We start from the raw sequence: 18,944 nt of genomic DNA on the forward strand, positions 1-18,944 counted from the left end.
GCAACGATGAGCATCACCACGACAACCCACCTCAACTTCACCGGAGACGCCCGGGCGGCGCTCGAGTTCTACCAGAGCGTCTTCGGCGGCCAAGCAACCGTCGCGACGTACGGCGACTTCGGCATGCCTGCGGGCGTTCCCGGCGCCGACAACGTCGTCTTCGGTCAGGTCGAGAACGAAGACGGCTTCCGGGTCATGGCCTACGACATCCCCGGGCCGTCCGGCGACGCGAGCGCGTTCGGCTCCGCGCCAGCCGCCCGTTCGACGCGCCGCGAGAACGGCGTCACCCTGACCGATCAGCCGTTCTTCGTTTCCGTGCGCGGCGAAACCCTCGACGAGGTGCAGCGTTACTGGGCGAAACTCGCGGTCGGTGCATCCATCGTCGAGCCCCTCGCCGCCTCCGCCTGGAGCCCTGGCTTCGGGATGCTCACCGACCGCTTCGGCGTGACCTGGATTCTCGACGTGGCATCCCCCCACCCCGCCGAGTAACCCCAGGCGACAAGAGGGTGTGAGCGAGCATCCACTTTGCGAAAAGGTCGCCAAGCTCGACGGTTTGGGGGCCTTTTCGCAAAGTCGACGGAAGGTATTTCTGTACGTGTGACGGGAATGCGCTCGTAGAATCGACGCATGACGCGGTCACGAACAGCGGTACTCACGACAATCGCCGTGCTCGGCGCGGTTCCTGTGGCGTCAGGGCTGGCGGGCATCGTTCGCGGCCCGGCCGGCGCGCCCGGCGGCGCACCGACGAGTGCCAGCGTCGACAGCGAGTACCGGTTCGTGAACGTCTTCTGGGCGGCCGCCGGAGTCATTCTGTGGTGGAGCCTTCGGCGACCGGATGAACGGGCCCGAGTAACGCGACTGATGCTCGAACTCGCTGCGGTCGGCGGCCTGCCGCGGGTCATCTCGTGGATGAAGGTCGGGGCACCGCATCCGGTTTTCCGCGCGACCATCGTTCTCGAGTTCGTCGTGGTTCCGGCCGTGCTGGTCTGGCACAGCCGAGCTCTGTCGAGCGACTAGCCGAATACGGCGACCAAGCGCCCGATGACCTCGCCGCGCTCCAGCTTGCCGACGCCCTCTCCGATCTCATCGAAGCCGATTTCGGTGATGCGCGACTTCAGCTTGCCCGCTTCGATCAGGTCGAGAACCTCGACGAGGTCTTGTTTCGTGCCGGCTTGCGACCCAACCAGTTCGATCTCGTTGAGCGTCAGGGTCTGCAGATCGAGCGTCGCCGTGGCCCTGGCGAGGCCGACCTGCACGATTCGACCCCCGCGACGAAGCGTCTTGATGGCACCGTCGGTCGTGGTTCCGAAGCCGGCGAAGTCGATGATGACGTCGAGCCCGGCGTCTTTGAAGTCCTGGATGTCGGTCGAGACCGCCTCGACCCCGAGCGACCTGGCGAAGTCGTGCACCTTTTCGTTCTTCTCTGCCACGTAGACGGTTGCTCCCGCGGCCAGGGCTGCTTGCGCGCCGAGGGATCCGAGGCCGCCGAGGCCGATGATGCCCACCTTCGTGCCGGCCACGACACGACCCTGCACGTGAACTGCGTGATACGAGGTCAGACCGGCATCGGTCGCCGCGGCGGCCTGATCGAACGGAACATGATCGGGCAACGGAACGACGAGCTTTGCGAGCACCGCGACCTCGTCGGCGAAGCCGCCGTTCTTCTCGGTGCCCGGGCCGTCTTCGATAGTGGCTGGGATGCCCACCCGCTGGCCGACCGTGAACTCGGTCACATTCGATCCGACCGCCGAAACGGTGCCGGCGATCTCATGCCCGAGGGTGATGGGGCGAAAAGGCAGAAGCGGCGTGAGCGTGCCATCGATGAACCCGACATCGCTGTGGCACAACCCCGCGGCCCTGACGTGCACGACGATCTCATCGGCGGCGGGAGTGGGCGTTTCAACCTCGGTCAGAGTGAGCGGAACGTCGATCTCGGTGAACTGCCAGGCCTTCATATTGTTTCCTTTCGTGCGGTCGGCGAACACCTCGTCGGCAGATTCAATAATAGTGGTATGCAGTACCTAAATTCCTGGTCTAGCCTCGACTCGTGACATTCCCTGCCCCTCGCCGCGGTCGACCGCCGGTTTCATCGCGCGAGACTCTGGAAGAAATCGCGTTCGAGCTGCTGTTGCGAGACGGCTACGAGGCGACCACCGTGCAGTCGATCATGACGGCAGGCGGCATCGGGCGCACCACCTTCTTTCGATACTTCGGTTCGAAAGGCGGCATTGTGTGGGGAGAATTCGATCGCGCCGTGGAGCGCCTGCGCGCGTGCCTCGACGGAGCCGGAGACGTGCCCGTGATGACGGCCGTCGTCAACGCGGTCGCGGAATCGACCCGACTCTCCCAAGAGGCGGCCCCCGAAACGTGGCTCGACCGGTTCCGAGTACTCGACCGTGATACTGCGCTAGCAGGCGACACGGCCGAGCACTGGCGCATCTGGGCGGCCGAGGTCGCCGGCTACGTCGATCGGCGAGTCGGCTTGCCCCCTGACTCCGTCGTCGGGGCCGCGGTCGGCGGGGCGATTCAAGCGGCCTACGTGGCGATGCTGCGGCGCTGGGCGTCATCTACGACGAGCCGCGTCGATATCTCGACACTGCAGTCCGAACTCGAATTCGTGCGACTGGCCTTTCAACATCACTTCGACGAGACGACCCGCCGTCGTGATGAGTAGCGCGACCTCTCGGCTTAGCCCTGCTCAGAGAGTCACTCCCAGGTGGTCGAGCGCCGCGGTGAACTCGGCGATTTCGGTCGGCGGCACCTCGGTGAGCGTTGCGAGGTTGCGGAAGAACGGCTGAACCGCTCCGCGCTTCTCGCCCTCCCCGAGCTGATACTCGACGATTCCGAGCTGGGCCAGCGCGGGTCCGCCCAGACCGCCGTGGGCGAATCCGGTCGCCGGCGCCGAGACGACAACGGCCTCCGTACCGTCGATCTGCTGAGTCGAGACGGCATACTCGTGCAGGTGGCCGCTGCCGAAACCGGCGAGCGTCACTCCCGTCAAGGCATCCAGCAGACGCCGCCTCGACTCATCGGGAATGGCGATGTTGTGCTCCGTCAGCTGCGGGTATGGGTTGAACACAGGCTTGTGAGTGAAGATCAGCGCGGGTCGTTCGCCCACCTCGGCGGCAATGGTCTCGAGCCACGCCCACTGGGCATCTTCTTCGGGCAGCCCGCTGCCCATGATCTCGCTGTTCAGGCCGATCACGGCCCAATTGCCCGCCAACTCGAGCCAGTGGTCGGGGCCGAAGGTCGAGGTGAAGGCGTTCAGTCGTTCGGGCGTGACCACGAGACCCGCCCAGGCATTCTCGGGCCGCTCGCCGACGTCGTGGTTGCCCGGGATGACGCGCAACGGAGCCTGGATGCCCTGCAGCAGTTGCTTCGCGAACTCACGGTCGCCGTTGTTGTCAGGGTCGAGAATCGCGATATCGCCGCTGTGCACCACCAAGGTGGGGTTGATGTCATTGATGAGGGTGATGAACTTCTGCAGGTTGTCGGCGGTTACGCCTCCGAGCTGCGAGATGTGGGTGTCAGAGAGCTGGATGATCTTCACGGGTTGTTCCTTTCAGAACGATCAGAGGGGTGGAGGGTCAGCGCAGGCCAGATCGCACGAAGCCGTCGACGATGTAGCGCTGCAGAAACAGGTAGATCAGAAAGATCGGCAGACAGGCGAGCCCTGAAGCGGCCATGATGGCGCCCCAGTTGTCGCCTTCCGAGCCCAGAAAGCTCCGGATGCCCACCTGCACCAGCGCGTTCGACTGGTGCTGGAAGATGAGCGCCGGCCACAGGTAGTTGTTCCAGGCCTCGATGAACAGCATGATGCCGAGCGCCGCGAGTGCTGGGCGCATGTTGGGCAGCACCACCCGAAGCAGGATTCCCCAGCTGTTGCGGCCGTCCATGTGTGCGGCGTCGATGAGCTCGCGAGGAAAGGACTGCATGTGCTGGCGCATCAGCATCACGGCGAACGCCGAGCAGATGTTCGGCACGATCACGCCGGCGATGGTGCCGAGCAGGCCGAGCTGCGAGATGAGCACGTAATTCGGAATCATGGTGACCTGGAACGGCACCAGCCACGAGCCGATGAAGAACAAGAAGAGCACGTTCTTGCCCGGAAACTGCCACATCGAGAAGCCGTAGGCGGCCAAGATCGCGATGACCAGCTGGCAGGCAGCGACAGAAAGCGCCATCACGAACGTGTTGCCGATCATGCTGAGAATCGGAATCTGCTGCCACACCGTAGTGAAGCTGTCGAGCGAGATCGGCCACGGAAAAATGGTCTGCGAAGAGGCGTCGACGGGCTGACGGAACGCGGTGGCGAACATCCAGTAGATCGGAAAGATGCTCGCGAAAGCGACCACGATAAGCACGATGTGTCCGACCACGGCGGGCACACGAATGTGTCGGCGAGATGCCGTTTTCACCGTACTGCGCGCGTGATCGTGCGAGCGCGTCGCCGTTGCAGTGGTTCGCACCGGCAGGGTGATGTCGGCGACGGGAACGAAGGCCATGAGGGCTCCTAGTTGTCGTAGAAAGACAGTCGGTCTGACAGAGTGACCAGGCCGAGGGCGAGCAGGCTGAACGCGATGAAGAACAGCGTGCCGGCCGCTCCGGCCGACCCGGCGTCGAAGTTCTGGAAGCCGATCTGGTAGAGCAGGTAGTACAGATTGGTCGTCGAGTCGCTCGGGCCGCCCTGCGTCAGAATGTCGATCATCGGGTAGGTCCACTGCGCAGAAAGCAAGATGGTCATCAGCACCAAGAACACGATGGTGGGCGACAACAGCGGCAAGGTGATGCGGCGCAAGATCGTCCATCCTCCTGCCCCATCGATCGAGGCCGCATGTGCGTAGTCCGGGTTGATTCCCGCGATGCCCGCCGAGACCACAAGCACGCCGAAGCCGAGCATCTGCCAGCCGACGATGAGGATGATCGCCCAGATGGCCCCGGTCGGCGAGCGCAGCACGTCGCCGATGTCGATACCGAAGTTCTGCAGAACGGTGGGGATCGCCCCGCCCGAATCCGACAGCAGCCACCGCCACACCGCGGCCGCGGCCACCGGCGTCACGAGAAACGGCACGAAGATGATCGCCTGGTAGACGGTCTTGGCACGGCCGCCCACCTGCCTCGACAGCAAGGCGATGGCGATCGGCAGAACAACCGAGAAGACCAGGAACGCGCCGATGTAGATTCCGGTATTGACGAGCGCGTCCCGTAATTGCTGCGAGGAGACGACAGACACGTAGTTCTGCAGCCCCACGGGGGTGAGCGGTTGAGTGGGCAGCAGGTTCCAGCTGTAGAACGACAATTGGAAGGTCTGCAGCAGGGGCCGGTAGATCCAGACCCCGAGCAGGATGAGCGCCGGAAGCACATAGAGGTATGGTGCGATGGGCACCCGCCGGCGGCGTCGGCGGGCCGGGCTGACCCCGGCGTCGGTCAGCGCCTCGGCTGCCGCAGCCGGTGCAGGCCGAACATCGGTCACGAACATGGTCTCAGCTCCCGCGGCCCGTTACTCGGCGCCGACCGACGACTGCACCGCGGCCAGCTGCTCGGCGGGTGTCATGGCGAGGAATTTCGCCAGCGACTCCCCCGACATCTCGTAGGCGGTCGGAAACTGCCCGATGGGCACCACCGAGTGCTGCACGTGGTCGCCGTAGACGTGAACGAGGTTGTACGACTGCGCACCGGCCTGGCCCCGCGCTGCCGGAAACGGCATCACGAGGTCTTGCGTGTAGCAGGTCGCCGACGCCACCGACACGGGAATGCCGGCGAACGTGTCGGTGGTCGAATAGTGCAGATGTCCGCCGAGGATGCCCCGAACATCCGTTCCGCGAATGACCTCGGCGAGCGCCGGCTGGTCGTGCAACTCGAACAGGCGGATCAGGCCGAGGTGGCTCGGAATAGGCGGGTGGTGCAGCGCCAGCAACGTGCCATCCGGCGCGGGGGTGCTCAGTTCATCCGCCAGCCAGGCGAGCTGGTCTTCGCTGATCTCGCCCCAGTGCTGGCCCGGAATCGTCGAGTCGAGCACAATGATGCGCAGCCCGTTGATGTCGTAGACGCGGTCGTAGGGTTCGGTGGAGCCGTCTTCGCCGAGCAGGCCCGCGCGGAACGCGGCGCGCTCGTCGTGATTGCCCATCACCCAGATCAGCTCAGACCCGTACCGTTCGGCGATGGGCTCGACCATGGCGCGGATGCGGTCATACGCATCGGGCGCCGCGGTGTCGGCGATGTCGCCGGTGAAAACGATCGCTTCGGGGCGGGTGTTCGACTTGTCGAAGCCCTCGAAGAGCTCGAGCAGGTTCGCGTCGCTGTCGACCACGTCGTGCAGCAGGTCGCGGTTCTGCACGAAGTGGGTGTCGCTGATGTGCAGAATGAAGTGCTCAGGGGTGGGGTAGGAGTCGTAGTCGGTCATGATCTTCGCCTTTCGAAGGTGTCGGGGGTGCTGAATCAGTTGGTCGAGTCGGATGCCCGGCCGAGCAGTGCCGTAGCGAGTGCGGTGATGTCGTCATCGGTCAGCCCGTGCGCCCGCAGGTAGCCACTCGCTGATCCCCATTCGGATTCCCAGCGGTCGATGATGCGCTCGAGCTCCGCGGCCGGGCTCGCCGTGACGATCCGCTCGAGTGCGGGCGTGACCGGCACGCCGGCGGTCTGCATTTTCTCGATCATCCGGTCGGCCCACGGGCCGGCGAGATGCTGAGCGGTCTGCGCATAGTCGGCGACGACCTCGTCTCGGTCGACCCCGACGGCCAGCAGAGCCAGCGCCACGACCAACCCCGTGCGGTCTTTGCCTGCCGTGCAGTGCACCAGCACGGTCTCATCGCCCGACTCGGCGATCAGCCGAACGGCCGAGGCGAGCTGCGCGCCGTACGCATCGACCATGACGTCGTAGATGCGGGCCAGATCGACCGCGTCATCACCGAGCGCCACCGGCTGAGCCGCCCCGGTGAAGATGGGCGAATGCACGATGACGATCTCGTCGCGCAACAGGCTCGGGCTCTCGATTACCTCGTCGTCGGAGCGGAGGTCGACGACGAGGCGCACGCCGAGATCAGTGATCGCCTCACTTCCGCCCGAGGTGAGCTCGTGCAGCGCGTCTGAACGGTAGAGCTTTCCGGCGCGAACCGCGCTTTCGCCGACGCGGTAGCCGCTCACCTCGCGAAAGTTGTAGGTGCCCTCGATCAGAAGGTGGCCGCTGGGAATGGTTTGGGTCATGATGTCTTCTTCTCTTCTCATGTGGCGTGCTCGCACGTCGGATTGGGGCAGCTTGCGGCTACTTCACCAAGGCCTGGGCCTGCTGCTGAGCGGCCTGCATGGTCGCCTTCGGGTCTTTGCCGTAGTAGATCGAATCCTCGACAGCCTTGGAGAAGATGGTGCTGATCTGGCTGTAGTTCGACCCGGGGTACGACTCCCACGGCTGCAGCTTCTGCAGTTGGGCGATGTTCGGGGCCACCAGCGGGTTCGACTTAGCCCAGGCGGCGAGCGGCCCGTCACCCTCGGTCATGGTGTCGCGAAGCGGAAGGTAGCCGATCTTCGTGGAGATCTGCTCATACGCGGTGGGGCTCGTCATGAACTTGATGAACTCCCACGCTGCCGCCTGCTTGGCCGGGTCTTTCGACATGATGAACAGTGCCGAACCGGAGTTGGTGGGCGCCACCGGAGTGCTGCCGAATGCCGGCAACGTGGTGTTCTTCAGCTCCCAGCCGCCGGCTTTCGCACCGGCCATGAACGCGCTCTGCAGCGCCGAGGTCTGCACCTGGATCAACGACTTTCCCGCGGCGAACGCGTTGTACATGCTTGTCGAGTCGAGGTTCTGCAGCAGCCCCTCGTCGTTGAGCTTGCGCATCTCTTCGACGGCGCCGATAGAGCCGTCGTCACCGAATTCGATGGTCGAGTGGTCGGCGCTGACGATGCTGCCGCCGTTCGACTTGATGATGCCCTGCATGCACCAGTCACCGCCGGTGACGGTGCACGAGATGGTGAGCGGAGCCGTACCCGTCTTCGCCTTGAGCTCCTCGGCGACCTTCTCGAGGCCGTCCCACGTGGAGAAGTCGGGGTTCGTGATGCCGGCATCGGCAAGGGCCGTGGCGTTGTACCAGAGCACCGGGGTCGAGAAGACGTACGGTATGCCGTAGGTGACTCCGTTCCAGTCGCCGAGCTTCGTGGCTTTGGGGTTCATCGGGTACTGTCCGCCGAATGCATCCTGCACGGCCTGCTCGCCGACAAGCTGAGAGATGGGCTGAGCGCCCATGTCGTTGGCGATGTAGTCGAGTCCGTCGAAGGTCAATTGCGCGACATCCGGTGCATTACCGGCGAGCATCTCGGTCTGAACGCTCGAGATGTACGACGTGTTGGCTCCGGCTGCGGTGGCGGGCGCCTGGCCGGTGACGGTGATGTTCGGGTGCTGGCTCTCGAACGTCGAAATCAGCCCTTGAATGGTGTCGGTCCAGGCTCCGGCCTGCGCGAGGTTGTAGCTCTCGAAGGTGATCGACACCTTCTGGTCGGGGCCGAGAGTCGGGATGGTCGCAACCGACCCTGCGGCGCCGGTCGAGGTGGTGGCCGAGGCGCCGCCGACACAGCCGGTCAGCGCGAGGGCCGCGACAGCCGTGACCGCGACGGCGGCGAGACGAGTGGAAATGGGCATGGGAGTAGTGCTCCTTCGGGTATTCGGGGTGTGGAAGGGAGAGAAGTCTGAATGGTGAGTACGAGGGGCGTCAGGCCATGACAGCAACCTGCGTGGCTTCCGCAGGCAGGTCGTCGGGGTCAGGCACCCATTCGAGTCGCTGGCCCGTCGCCTCGTCGAAGAGGTGGATGCGCTCGACGGGGGCCTCGAGCGCGAGAAAATCGCCGCGGCGCAGAGCGTCGAACCCATCGCCGCGAGCGGTCATGACAATGTCGCCCACGCGAAGGTAGAGAACCTGTTCGCTGCCGAGGTTCTCGATGCGCTCGACCACACCCTCGACGGTCATCACGCTTGCCGAACCACCCACTCGTGCGGCGTTCGCCGCAACGTCGCCGAGTCGCAAGTGTTCCGGGCGGATTCCGATCACGACCGTGCGCTTCTCGGCCACGCCCTGCCACAGACGGGCCTCGATTCCCTCGGCGGTCGCCGTCACGACGCCTCCGATCGAGCCGACGGTGCCGACGACGAGGTTCATCGGTGGTGCACCCACGAAACCGGCGACGAACACCGAAGCGGGGCGGTGATAGATCTCTTCCGGTGTACCGAACTGTTCGATGCGACCGGCGTCGAGAACGACGATCTTGGTCGCCATCGTCATTGCCTCGACCTGGTCATGGGTGACGTAGACGAAGGTCGCAGACAGCTCGGCGTGCAGCTCGCTGAGCTCCTGGCGGGTGGCCGTGCGCAGCTTCGCATCGAGGTTCGAGAGCGGTTCATCCATCAGGTAGGCGCTCGGTCGGCGCACCAGGGCTCGGCCGACGGCCACTCGCTGCCGCTGGCCGCCCGAGAGTTCACGGGGTCTGCGCTCGAGCAGATTCTCGAGACCAAGGCTCGCCGCCACCTCACGAACCCGGCGAAGGCGCTCGGCTTTCGGCGTGCGAAGCACGGCGAGCGGAAACGCGAGGTTCTTCGCCACGCTGAGGTGCGGGTAGAGCGCATAGCTCTGAAACACCATGGCGAGGTTGCGTTTCTTCGAGGGCAGCTCGGTGACGTCGACACCGTCGATCAGAATGCGGCCCGATGTCGGCTCGAGCAGGCCCGCCATCATGCGCAGCAAGGTGGTCTTTCCGCAGCCGCTGGGACCGAGCAGAACGACGAAGTCGCCGTCTTCGATCACCAGATCAACGGCGTCGACAGCACGGTGGCCCTTGAACTGCTGGGTCAGTTGCACGATCTCGATACGGCTCACGAGCGAATCTCCTCCAAGTAATATCATTCCCTGGAGCTTTATCTCCAAGAATTTTCGTTACTTCAGAATGATCGGAGTCGAAAGTGAACTGCAGGCAACGCCCACACGTCTGCACGGCAGACATCAATCAACAGATGACCGATCAGTTGCCGAGTTCGTCTGAATCGGCGTCATCGGTGTCATCCGCATCCCGCCCCACCAGCGTCATCACGCCTTCCATGACCGCCGCATCCGTCGCCGGCAGGCCGCCCTCGACCGAGATCGCCAGTTCGAGAGCGGCGAAGAGCAACACGTGGGCCACGTTGCCGGTGATCAGACCTGTCGACCATTTCGAAATCGAGGCACCGCACACCAGGGTGATGTTCGAGAGTTCGTGCAGCCGCGAACGCTGGTAACTCGTCACCCCGATCACCGTTGCGCCCGCCTCCCCCGCCGCCTCGGCCGAGCGCAGGGTGACACTGTTCGATCCGCTTCCGCTGATACACACGCACACATCACGGCTACCGAGCGATCGGGCGGTGAGCTGCTGTACCACCGCGTCGGCAGGCGCCTCGCTGGGACGACTCGAGTTCAGAAAGCCGAGATTCGCGAGCTGAGCGATCGGCGCCGAGGCGCCGTTTCCGATGAGCAGCAGACGACGGGCACCCGTCATTGCGGTCACCGCGCGATCGAATTGATCGAAGTCGAGCGGCGCGAGCGAGTTCGCCAATTCGTCGCCCGCCGAGCGGAACATCGACGGAATCCACTCGCGTGGTGGGCCTTCATGACTCACGGCGGCCGGCTCGAGTCGCGACGGCTGATCACGAAGCAGCAGCAGTCTCAGATGCTGAAATCCCTTGAAGCCGAGGCTCTGGCAGGCGCGGATGACCGTGGCCGCCGATGTTCCGGTACGCGCAGCGAGATCGGCGGCCGACATCATCGGTACGTCTTCGGGATGCTCGACGATCTGCCGCGCGACGCGCTGTTCACTCGGCACGAGCGCCGGAATCACCGATTCGATGTAGGTGAGGGTGCCGCCGAAGGGCGGGTCGGCGTGCTGGAGATCTGTCATGAGGCCCTTTTCTACCACGGCCGGGTGAATCCGAAGTGGCGGTCATCGGCGACCGCCGTGGCGGAATAACGCGCCGCGGCGCGCACTACTCGCGCCCTCATCTTCGCGTGCCCGGATCGGTCGACTGAGAATCTGCGTGGGTGCGATAGCCTCCAGCAATGACAATCGTTCCGGCCCAACCCACTCCAGCACAACCGCAGTTCCTCGTCGGAATCGGCAACGTGAACGCCACGGACTACTGGATCGTCACTCCCGCGGGAACCTGGCCACTCGCCGACATCAACGTCACGTCGCACGATCAGACTTCCACCACCACTCATACCCCCGCCTGGGCAATCGTCATGGTCGTCATCTTCATTTGGTTCTTTCTGCTCAGCCTGCTGTTCCTTCTCGCGAAAGAGACCAGAGTCTCCGGGTATGTCGCTGTGCACATTCAGGCCGGAAGCCAATCCTTCACGGAGCAGATTCCCGTTTGGAACGCCCAGCAGCGCGCAGACGTTCTCCAACGAGTCGCCTACCTGCAGGGGCTCGTTGGCCAAGCCCGTTATCGTCAGGCGCAGCAAACGCCTCTCTCCTGAGCGTGCCGACCTGGTCAGGCGCCAGACAGGGCCGAGAACAGCTTCTCGTAGCGTTCCGAGGGGCTGAGGGTGAGTCCGGATTTCACGAACCTCGCCCAGTCGTCGGCCAGCACCTCGTCGAGACCCGACTCGATGGCATCGAGGCTGGCCGCCGCCAAGGCGGTCGGCGAGATCTTCGGGGCTTCGAGGCCCGCGGCCATGTCTGTGTCGACAAGGCCCATGTGCACGCCGACGACGTGGGTGCCCTGGTCTGCGAGTTCGAGGCGCGCACTGTCGGTGAGCTGCCACGCCGCCGCCTTCGAGGCAGCATAGGCTCCAGCACCGGGAACGGTGAACCACGACAGCGCCGAGACGACGTTGAGAATGGCGCCTCCCCCGTTGGCCTTCAGTATCGGAGCGAACGCTTGAGTCATGAGCAGTGGGCCGAAGAAGTTCGTGTCCATCTCTCGCCTGATCTCCGCCACGTCGCCGGAGATAAGCGAGGTACCAGTCGAGATTCCCGCGTTGTTGATCAGCACCTGAACGTCGCCGGCCGATTCGGCAGCGGCCCGCACCTGCGAGGGATCCGTGATGTCGAGACGGAGAGGCACGACGCCGTCGACGTCGATGGCGCCCGGGATGCGGGAGGCGGCGTAGATCTTCGCCGCTCCGCGCTGCTTGAGCTGCGCGACGAACTCGCTTCCAATTCCTCGGTTGGCTCCGGTCACCAGCACAACGGCGTTCTTCAATTGCATGAGTTTCTCTTTCTGTAGCGATCACTATGAATCGTGTCCGACCGTACCACATTCCATAGCGGTCACTACGATAGACTCGATGCATGGCGGGCAGACCTCGAAGCTTCGATCGCGACACCGCGCTGGCAACAGCTATCGAGCTGTTCTGGCGCGCCGGTTACGAAGAGACCACCATTGCAATGCTGACAAAAGCCATGGGCGTGACTCCCCCGAGCCTGTACGCGGCATTCGGCGACAAAGACACCCTGTTCGATGAAGCCTCCGCGCTGTACTTCCGCCGCATCTGCGACGCTATCGACTCTGCCGCCGCCCGCCCCACCGCCCGCGAGGCCATCACTGTCATGCTCGACGACACCGCCCGCGCTCACACCGACACTCTGACGCCGCTGGGCTGCCTCATGCTGACCGAGCCGCGCCTCGCCGCGCAACGGCAAGCCATACACGATCGGCTCATGCACCGCATCGCCCGAGGAATCGCAGAGGGCGACCTTCCGGCGACCGTTCAACCCGATCAGCTGGCGTCGTTCCTGATGGCGGTCATGCGAGGCATGTCGGGGTGCGCCAGAGACGGCGGTTCTACCGAGGAGATCCTCGCCATTGCCAGCTTGGCCGTCTCCGCCATACCAGAATCGCCAGCGGTTTCGCGACCTTCTCTGGCACGCTCATGAGCCACAGCGACGGCATCGACGAGCACCTCGCCCGCGGCTCGGCAACCTACGAGGATGCTCGGCGTAGCGCCGTCTGGCAGAACATCGTGCCGGCACAGTACCCGGCACAGATTGTTCGGGTCAGCTCGGCAGAGGGAGCCGCCGCCGCGGTCACCGATGCCGTTCTGAACGGACGAAAGGTTTCGCTTGTCAGCGGCGGTCACAGTTATGTCGGCAGCTCGCTTGTCGACGACAGCGTACTCATCGATCTCGGGGCGCTCAACGGCATCACGGTCGATCGCGACTCGATGATCGCGACGGTCGGACCCGGGGTGAGAAATGGTGACCTGAATGCAGCCCTGACGCGGGCGGACCTGGCTTTTCCTCTCGGGCACAGCCCGACGGTGGCGGTCGGCGGTTACCTTCTGGGCGGTGGGCTGGGCTGGAATTCGGAGCAGTGGGGCGGGGCAGCGTGCGCGTCGGTGATCGGGGCAAATGTGGTGCTCGCTTCGGGCGAACGAGCGCACGTCTCGGCTGAGCAGAATCCCGATCTGTTTTGGGCATTGCGCGGCGGCGGCCCGGGGTTTTGCGCACTGGTGACCAGTTTCGACGTGCGTCTCTATGAACGCCCGGTGGAGATCGTCGAGTTGAGCGCGACCTACCCTCTCGCAGATGCTGCCTCTCTCGCCGCGTGGGCCGAGTCGGCCGTGCCCGGCAAGGCGCGGTGCATCGAACTGTCGATCATGTTCTCGTTCGATATTGACGGGAGTGCGATGTGTTCGGTGTCGGCGATCGCCTTCGCCGACTCTTCGGCGACCTGCTCCGAACTGTTGCAGCCTCTCGTGCAGAGCCTGCCTGCTTCGTCTTCACCGGCCGCGACCGGCGCGCGTCTGACGTCTCGTTCGATGCGCGAGCTGCTCGACGCGAACGACGATCCACCGGCTCGTTACAGCGTCGAGACGGCGTGGTGCAGCGATGTCGCGGCAGCAGTGACGACGGCCGCCGAACAGTTCGCCGGCGCCACGGCGGCGGGCACGATCATCCATCTCTCCCTTCGATCGCACGTCGACGTGCCAGCGGAGGCGGCTTTCTCCATCGCTGCGCCTGTGCTGGTGTTCTCTTCGGCGGTGTGGAGCGACGAGGCCGATGACGCGGCACAGTTGGCTTGGTCAGATGGGGTGGTCGATGCCCTGGCGCCCCTCACGCTCGGCTATTACGTCAACGAGACCGACTTCATTCGGCACCCCTCACGACTGACCGGATGCTTCACCCCGGCCGCGAGTGCACGGTTGCGTTCCGTGCGCGAGCGTTTCGATCCACGCGGGGTCTTCAGCGCACCGGGAGCCTTCAGCGCGCCGGGAGTCTTCAGCGCACCCGGAGCCTTCAGCGCACCGGGAGCCTGACACGCCGCGCTCGAGGGTCACGCCCAGCGGCGCCCGACCACGCGTTCGAGAACGACGGCGACGCCGTACGCAGCAAGCGCGAGCACGATGGAGACGAGCACCGCTGCCCACGACCCGCCGGTGTCGAGTATCACGGTCTTCTGGCTGAACACTCGCCCAAGGCCGCCCTGGCCGAGCAGCCATTCGGCCGAGAGGGCGATGAGAAAACAGTTCGCGGCCGAGAGGCGCAGGGCGAGCATCACCGACGGTACGGCTGCCGGCAGAGCGAGCCTGACCAGTACGGTCAGTCGCGAAGCTCCGTAGACCGCGAAGATGTCGTCGCTGCCCGGCGGCCTCGTGGTGAGACCGCTCGCCGCCAAGACGTACACCGGAAAGAACGCCATGATGATGCACGCGGCGAACACGGTCGCGACTCCGTACCCCAGAACGCTGCCCAGAATCGGGATGAAAATCACGATCGGAACGGTCGGCAGCAACACGGCCAGCGGCGCGACCGCCGCCGAGAGGGCAGGCACCAGCCAGAGGATCACGGCGAGCGCGAGTCCGACAATCGCCCCCGCGAGGAGGCCGCCGATGGCGATCGAGGTCGTGAGTGCAGCCGCGCCGAGATATGCACCGGGGTCGGCTGTCAGTGCGTTGACCACGTTGAGAGGCGCCGGTGCGACGAGCCGGGGAATGTGGTTCGCGGTGATCCAGTACTGCCAGGCGACAACGAGCCCGATGACGACGACCACGGTGACGGCGAAGGATGTTCGCAGCGAGATCGGCGTCACAGGGGTGGGGCGTGCCGCCGACCGGCCGAACCGTCGCGAAACACGCACATCGAGAAGTGTCGCAGCACCGTAGAGAACCATCGAGAAGAGCACCGCGACGACCGCCGCAGACCAGAGCAATTCGTATTGGATGTTGCGCATCGACGAGATCATGATCACGCCGAGTCCGCTGTCGACGCCGAACCATTCGCCGAGCAGAGCCCCCAGCACTGCGGCGGGAATCGCGAGGCGAATCGCGTCGACGAATAACGGCACGGCTGTAGGCAATTTCAGCCGAAAGAATTGGTTCCACCGCCCCGCGCCGAACACGCGAAAGACGTCACGACTCGTCGGCGACGAGCTGCGGAATCCGTCGCTCACCGTGATGATCGTGCTGAACAGTGCTGCGAGAGCCGCGAAGACGACAGGGATGGCCGGACGAGCGCCGGGCAGGGTCATCAGTATCGGCCCGAGCGCCACGATAGGAACGGCGTTGATGACGATCGCACCCCGCAGAATGAGGCTTTCGGCTTTCGGGAAGAGCGCCGCCAGCACGCCGAAGGCCAGTCCCGCCGATATGCCGATGAGGCCGCCCAGTAACGCCCGTGACGCGGTTGCGCCGAGCGACTTCCATAACAACGGCGCCTGCGCTGCGATCGTCGACAGTACGGCGGTCAGCGATGGGATCGAACCGCCGAAGAGTCCCGCTTGACCGACGGCCTGCCACAGCACGAGTACGCCCAGTATGGCCAGCGCAGTTCCGAGAACGGGTTTTCGGGCGGCTTGAGCGGGGGTACCGTGCATCCGCGCCGGGCGCGTTTCGAGGGCCGAGATGGTCACCATGATCAGCTCCTGGACGCCACGCCCGGCGAACCGACGAGGGTCTGGTCGAGCGCTTCGGTGAGGGAGGCGACGATGTGCTGAAACTCATGTTGCGCGAGCAGATCTTTCGTTCGCGACGGGCCGAAGGGAATGTCGACGGTCTGTTTCACCCTCCCGGGCCTTCCCGACATGACGACGACCCGATCGGCCAGAAAGACGGCCTCGTCGACGGCATGGGTGACGAGCAGGGTCGTCGTTCTGCGTTCGCCGAGGATTCGGCCGAGCTCAACGTTCAAGCGGTGACGGGTGACGGCGTCGAGGGCTCCGAACGGTTCATCCAGCAGCAGCACCCGAGGGTTCAGCGCAATGGATCGGGCAATCGAAACCCGCTGTTTCATACCCCCAGAGAGCTCGGCCGGGCGTGCGTTCGCGAATTCACGAAGGCCGACCAGGCCGAGGAGCTCGGTGACTCGGTTCGAGTCGACCGGGCGGCGCGCCAGACGGAAGGGCAGCTCGATATTCGCTCGAACGGAAAGCCACGGCAGCAGCGCGTTGTCTTGGAACGCGACGCCGAGTTCTCCGCTCGAGATCAGTTCGGCCGGATCGCCGCCGCCGACGCGGACGGTGCCCGAGTCGTAGGTCTCGAGCCCGGCCGCGATGCGTAGGGCGGTCGACTTGCCACAGCCCGACGGGCCGAGAATGGCAACGAATTCGCCCTCGGCCACACTGATTGTGAGGTCGTCGAGAGCCGCGGTCACTCCGGCCTTGCCCGCGAAACGCTTCGACACGCCGATCAGCTCGATGCCTTCGGGCGAGCGTGCGCGCAGGGCGTCAGGCGAGAGAGTCACTTGCTCGCGGCCTTCGCGTCGGAGACGACGGTGTAGTCGTACACGCTCTGAGGGGGAATGGTCTTGCCTCCAGCTGTCAGGGTTGCATTCATCGGGCCGGTGATGGCCGCCGGGTCAAGCGCCAGCAGACCGTTCGCCGCCGTATAAGAACTGTTCATCAGCGGAGCCTGCGCCTGAATCGTCGCAACCTGAGTCGCCTGATCCAGTCCGAGCCCACTGCCATAGTCGGCGATCGTGGTTGCCGCCGCCGACGCCGGGTCTGCCAGAGCGTCAGCCCAGCCCTTCTGCGTGGCCGAAACGAAGTTCACCACCGCCGCGCGGTTGCTGTCGAGAAAGCTTCGCGTGGTGACGATCAGTCCGGCATACGACTTGTAACCGAGCGAGTCGAAGGTGACCGTGTTGAACGCGGTGCCTTTCAACTGGTAGGGAATCGGCTCACTGTTCAGGTACACGTAATACGCGTCGATCTGACCCTGGAACAGTGGAGCCGCGTCGTACCCCACTTGCACGGGCGTGTAGTCCGGGGATTCACCATTCACCTTGAAGAGGGTGTCGATATCGGCCTGGCCCGAAGCGTCGCTTCCGATGCGGAGGCCCTTGAGGTCGTTGACACTCTTGACGGTCACCGACGGCAGCGTCATGAAACCCGCGGGTGAGGTCTGGTAGACGGCACCGACGACGACCAAGTCCGCACCGGAGGCTTGGGCGTCGGCCAGCCGCGACATGTTCGACACGATTCCGATCTGCGCGGCACCGCTCGCAATGACAGCGGCGGTCGAATCGACGTTGCTGCCGTCGAGAAAGTTCACGGCGAGGCCGTCGGCCGAGTAATAGCCCTTCTTGTCAGCGACGAACATGCCGGCGAACTCACTGTCTTTGACCCAGTCGAGCTGAAAAGCGATGCTCGTGCTCGCGCCGGCGCTCGCACTGGTCGAGTCGCTCGATGAACCGGCGCATCCGGTGAGCGCGATGGCGGCGGTGATCAGCGTGGCGGCAGCGGCGACGAAGCGCCTCGACGTGATGAGTTGATGAGCGTGGTTTTTCTTGGAGCTGGCAGAGCGTGGCACAGTGTCTCCCTCGGTTAGCGATTGTGGTCACTGTAGAAGCAGGGCTTCCAGCCTTCCAATAAGGGTCACGAGTCCACTCATAAGTAATATCAATGACCCCGCCAATATCGCTGGGGCAGGGCTGAATCCACTGCCGTCTGGGGGAAATGTTTTACGAGAACGAAACACGCGGTGCGTTACCCCGACCTCAGCCGACACCTTTCTCGATGAGCCGGGCGAAGTCGACGACGTGCGCTCGATGATCGCCGCGCATCCGTGCAAGAGCGAAGGTGACAGGCTCCAAGTCGACGATCGTGACGAACGCCAGCCCGCTGCTGCCGTGGTTGTCTGCAACGGCGGCGCTCGTGATCGCCATCCCTCGTCCGGCAGAGACCAGCGCCATCATTTCTTCGACCGTTCGGGCCGGCGGCCCGACGATCGGCGGCATCGGGTAGCCGGGCCTGGGGTTCGCTATCCAGAAATCCCGGTCAGAAGAGGCGTCGAGAATCGGTTCGTTCTCGAGGTCGGCGAGAGAGATGGATGCTCGCCCGGCGAGCGCATGCGAACGGGGCAGGATCGCGACCCGCGCGCCCTCCCCCAACGGATACAACTCGACGTCAGCGATCTCCGAGCCGTCGGCCAGTTGCATGAAGAGCAAATCGACTTTGCCCTGTAGAAGCTGTTCGCGCTCCTCGTCCCACGGAACATGGCCCAAGACCACGTCGACGTCGTCGACTTCCGCACCCAGACGAACCGCAGCGTCCGTGAGAGCCCGCGGCGTACTTGTACTGAACCCCACCTGGAGCGTGCGCTTCTTTCGCGAGCCTCCCGCGCGCTCGACCCGGTTCAGAGCGCGGGAGGCTCCGGCAAGCAGGCTACGGGCTTCTTCGTAGAGCACCTCGCCGGCCGTCGTGAGCGAAAAACTCTCGGGTCCGCGTCTGCTGTCCCGCTCGATCAACCGCGATCCGACTGCTGCTTCCAGACGCTGGATGGCTTGGCTGAGCGCAGGTTGGGAGAGATGCAGTTCGAACGACGCCGCCGTGAAGCTCCGTTCGTCGACGACGGCGACGAAGTATCGCAAGAGCTTCAGATCAAGGTCATGGGATGGCACCGATCGCGCTCCTCCACGTTGCTATTTCGTAAATTCTATTCGGCGAATGCCGACACAAAGACCGCTCTGAGCCGTCGTCACGCGGCCCATTG

Annotated in this window: 20 protein-coding genes; 6 read left to right on the forward strand and 14 right to left on the reverse strand. The window is 64.5% G+C overall.

The window, feature by feature from the left end:
* The first annotated feature begins 6 nt into the window (after positions 1-6).
* Positions 7-489, forward strand: a complete 483-nt coding sequence (locus LQ955_RS07825) for a VOC family protein (protein ID WP_231027608.1) — start codon at positions 7-9, stop codon at positions 487-489.
* Between the two features lie 138 nt (positions 490-627).
* Positions 628-1,017: a DUF4345 domain-containing protein gene (locus LQ955_RS07830; RefSeq protein WP_231027609.1), complete on the forward strand. Its 390-nt coding sequence runs from the start codon at positions 628-630 to the stop codon at positions 1,015-1,017.
* Here the strand turns inward: LQ955_RS07830 and LQ955_RS07835 are convergent.
* Positions 1,014-1,955 carry a zinc-binding dehydrogenase gene (locus tag LQ955_RS07835; protein WP_231027610.1) on the reverse strand — a complete coding sequence of 314 codons (942 nt, stop codon included), beginning with the start codon at positions 1,953-1,955 and terminating at the stop codon, positions 1,014-1,016. The two genes, LQ955_RS07830 and LQ955_RS07835, sit on opposite strands and share 4 nt — an antisense overlap.
* Positions 1,956-2,047: 92 nt before the next feature.
* Between LQ955_RS07835 and LQ955_RS07840 the strand changes: the two genes are divergently transcribed.
* Entirely contained in the window at positions 2,048-2,674 is a 627-nt protein-coding gene (locus tag LQ955_RS07840) for an acyl-CoA-like ligand-binding transcription factor (RefSeq protein WP_231027611.1), read from the forward strand.
* 24 nt (positions 2,675-2,698) lie between these two features.
* Here LQ955_RS07840 and LQ955_RS07845 read toward each other — a convergent pair whose 3' ends face one another.
* The 8 genes from LQ955_RS07845 to LQ955_RS07880 form a co-directional block, all read right to left on the reverse strand.
* Positions 2,699-3,550, reverse strand: coding sequence for a metallophosphoesterase family protein (locus LQ955_RS07845; RefSeq protein WP_231027612.1), 852 nt, complete (start codon positions 3,548-3,550; stop codon positions 2,699-2,701).
* A 37-nt stretch (positions 3,551-3,587) separates the two neighbouring features.
* Positions 3,588-4,505 carry a carbohydrate ABC transporter permease gene (locus tag LQ955_RS07850; RefSeq protein ID WP_231027613.1) on the reverse strand — a complete coding sequence of 306 codons (918 nt, stop codon included), beginning with the start codon at positions 4,503-4,505 and terminating at the stop codon, positions 3,588-3,590.
* An 8-nt stretch (positions 4,506-4,513) separates the two neighbouring features.
* Positions 4,514-5,473, reverse strand: a complete 960-nt coding sequence (locus LQ955_RS07855; protein WP_231027614.1) for a carbohydrate ABC transporter permease — start codon at positions 5,471-5,473, stop codon at positions 4,514-4,516.
* A 27-nt stretch (positions 5,474-5,500) separates the two neighbouring features.
* Positions 5,501-6,403 carry a phosphodiesterase gene (locus LQ955_RS07860; RefSeq protein ID WP_304961580.1) on the reverse strand — a complete coding sequence of 301 codons (903 nt, stop codon included), beginning with the start codon at positions 6,401-6,403 and terminating at the stop codon, positions 5,501-5,503.
* Positions 6,404-6,438: 35 nt separating this feature from the next.
* On the reverse strand, positions 6,439-7,203 hold the full coding sequence (locus LQ955_RS07865) for a tyrosine-protein phosphatase (protein ID WP_231027615.1): 765 nt from the start codon (positions 7,201-7,203) through the stop codon (positions 6,439-6,441).
* 58 nt (positions 7,204-7,261) lie between these two features.
* The gene (locus LQ955_RS07870; RefSeq protein WP_231027616.1) at positions 7,262-8,632 is read right to left on the reverse strand and encodes an extracellular solute-binding protein; all 1,371 of its coding nucleotides are present in this window, start codon (positions 8,630-8,632) and stop codon (positions 7,262-7,264) included.
* A 70-nt stretch (positions 8,633-8,702) separates the two neighbouring features.
* Positions 8,703-9,860 carry an ABC transporter ATP-binding protein gene (locus LQ955_RS07875; protein WP_231027617.1) on the reverse strand — a complete coding sequence of 386 codons (1,158 nt, stop codon included), beginning with the start codon at positions 9,858-9,860 and terminating at the stop codon, positions 8,703-8,705.
* Between the two features lie 142 nt (positions 9,861-10,002).
* Positions 10,003-10,911, reverse strand: coding sequence for a MurR/RpiR family transcriptional regulator (locus LQ955_RS07880; protein WP_231027618.1), 909 nt, complete (start codon positions 10,909-10,911; stop codon positions 10,003-10,005).
* A 158-nt stretch (positions 10,912-11,069) separates the two neighbouring features.
* On the opposite strand from LQ955_RS07880, the gene LQ955_RS07885 reads away from it, so the two are divergent.
* A complete protein-coding gene (locus LQ955_RS07885; protein ID WP_231027619.1) occupies positions 11,070-11,489 on the forward strand; it encodes a hypothetical protein in 420 nt (139 codons plus the stop codon).
* A gap of 14 nt (positions 11,490-11,503) precedes the next feature.
* On the opposite strand, the gene LQ955_RS07890 is transcribed toward LQ955_RS07885, so the two are convergent.
* Positions 11,504-12,223, reverse strand: a complete 720-nt coding sequence (locus LQ955_RS07890; RefSeq protein ID WP_231027620.1) for an SDR family oxidoreductase — start codon at positions 12,221-12,223, stop codon at positions 11,504-11,506.
* An 83-nt stretch (positions 12,224-12,306) separates the two neighbouring features.
* Between LQ955_RS07890 and LQ955_RS07895 the strand changes: the two genes are divergently transcribed.
* Positions 12,307-12,891: a TetR/AcrR family transcriptional regulator gene (locus tag LQ955_RS07895; protein ID WP_231027621.1), complete on the forward strand. Its 585-nt coding sequence runs from the start codon at positions 12,307-12,309 to the stop codon at positions 12,889-12,891.
* A complete protein-coding gene (locus LQ955_RS07900; RefSeq protein ID WP_231027622.1) occupies positions 12,888-14,273 on the forward strand; it encodes an FAD-binding oxidoreductase in 1,386 nt (461 codons plus the stop codon). The genes LQ955_RS07895 and LQ955_RS07900 overlap by 4 nt, the downstream gene beginning before the upstream one ends.
* Positions 14,274-14,290: 17 nt before the next feature.
* On the opposite strand, the gene LQ955_RS07905 is transcribed toward LQ955_RS07900, so the two are convergent.
* From LQ955_RS07905 to LQ955_RS07920, 4 genes are all read right to left on the reverse strand, one after another.
* Positions 14,291-15,868 carry an ABC transporter permease gene (locus LQ955_RS07905; RefSeq protein ID WP_231027623.1) on the reverse strand — a complete coding sequence of 526 codons (1,578 nt, stop codon included), beginning with the start codon at positions 15,866-15,868 and terminating at the stop codon, positions 14,291-14,293.
* 2 nt (positions 15,869-15,870) lie between these two features.
* A complete protein-coding gene (locus LQ955_RS07910; RefSeq protein WP_231027624.1) occupies positions 15,871-16,695 on the reverse strand; it encodes an ABC transporter ATP-binding protein in 825 nt (274 codons plus the stop codon).
* Positions 16,692-17,762: an ABC transporter substrate-binding protein gene (locus LQ955_RS07915; RefSeq protein WP_231027625.1), complete on the reverse strand. Its 1,071-nt coding sequence runs from the start codon at positions 17,760-17,762 to the stop codon at positions 16,692-16,694. Before LQ955_RS07915 ends, LQ955_RS07910 begins: the two co-directional genes overlap by 4 nt.
* Before the next feature lie 187 nt (positions 17,763-17,949).
* Positions 17,950-18,852 carry a LysR family transcriptional regulator gene (locus LQ955_RS07920; RefSeq protein ID WP_231027626.1) on the reverse strand — a complete coding sequence of 301 codons (903 nt, stop codon included), beginning with the start codon at positions 18,850-18,852 and terminating at the stop codon, positions 17,950-17,952.
* Positions 18,853-18,944: the final 92 nt, after the last annotated feature.

It is taken from the genome of Subtercola endophyticus (assembly GCF_021044565.1).
Lineage (GTDB): Bacteria > Actinomycetota > Actinomycetes > Actinomycetales > Microbacteriaceae > Subtercola > Subtercola endophyticus.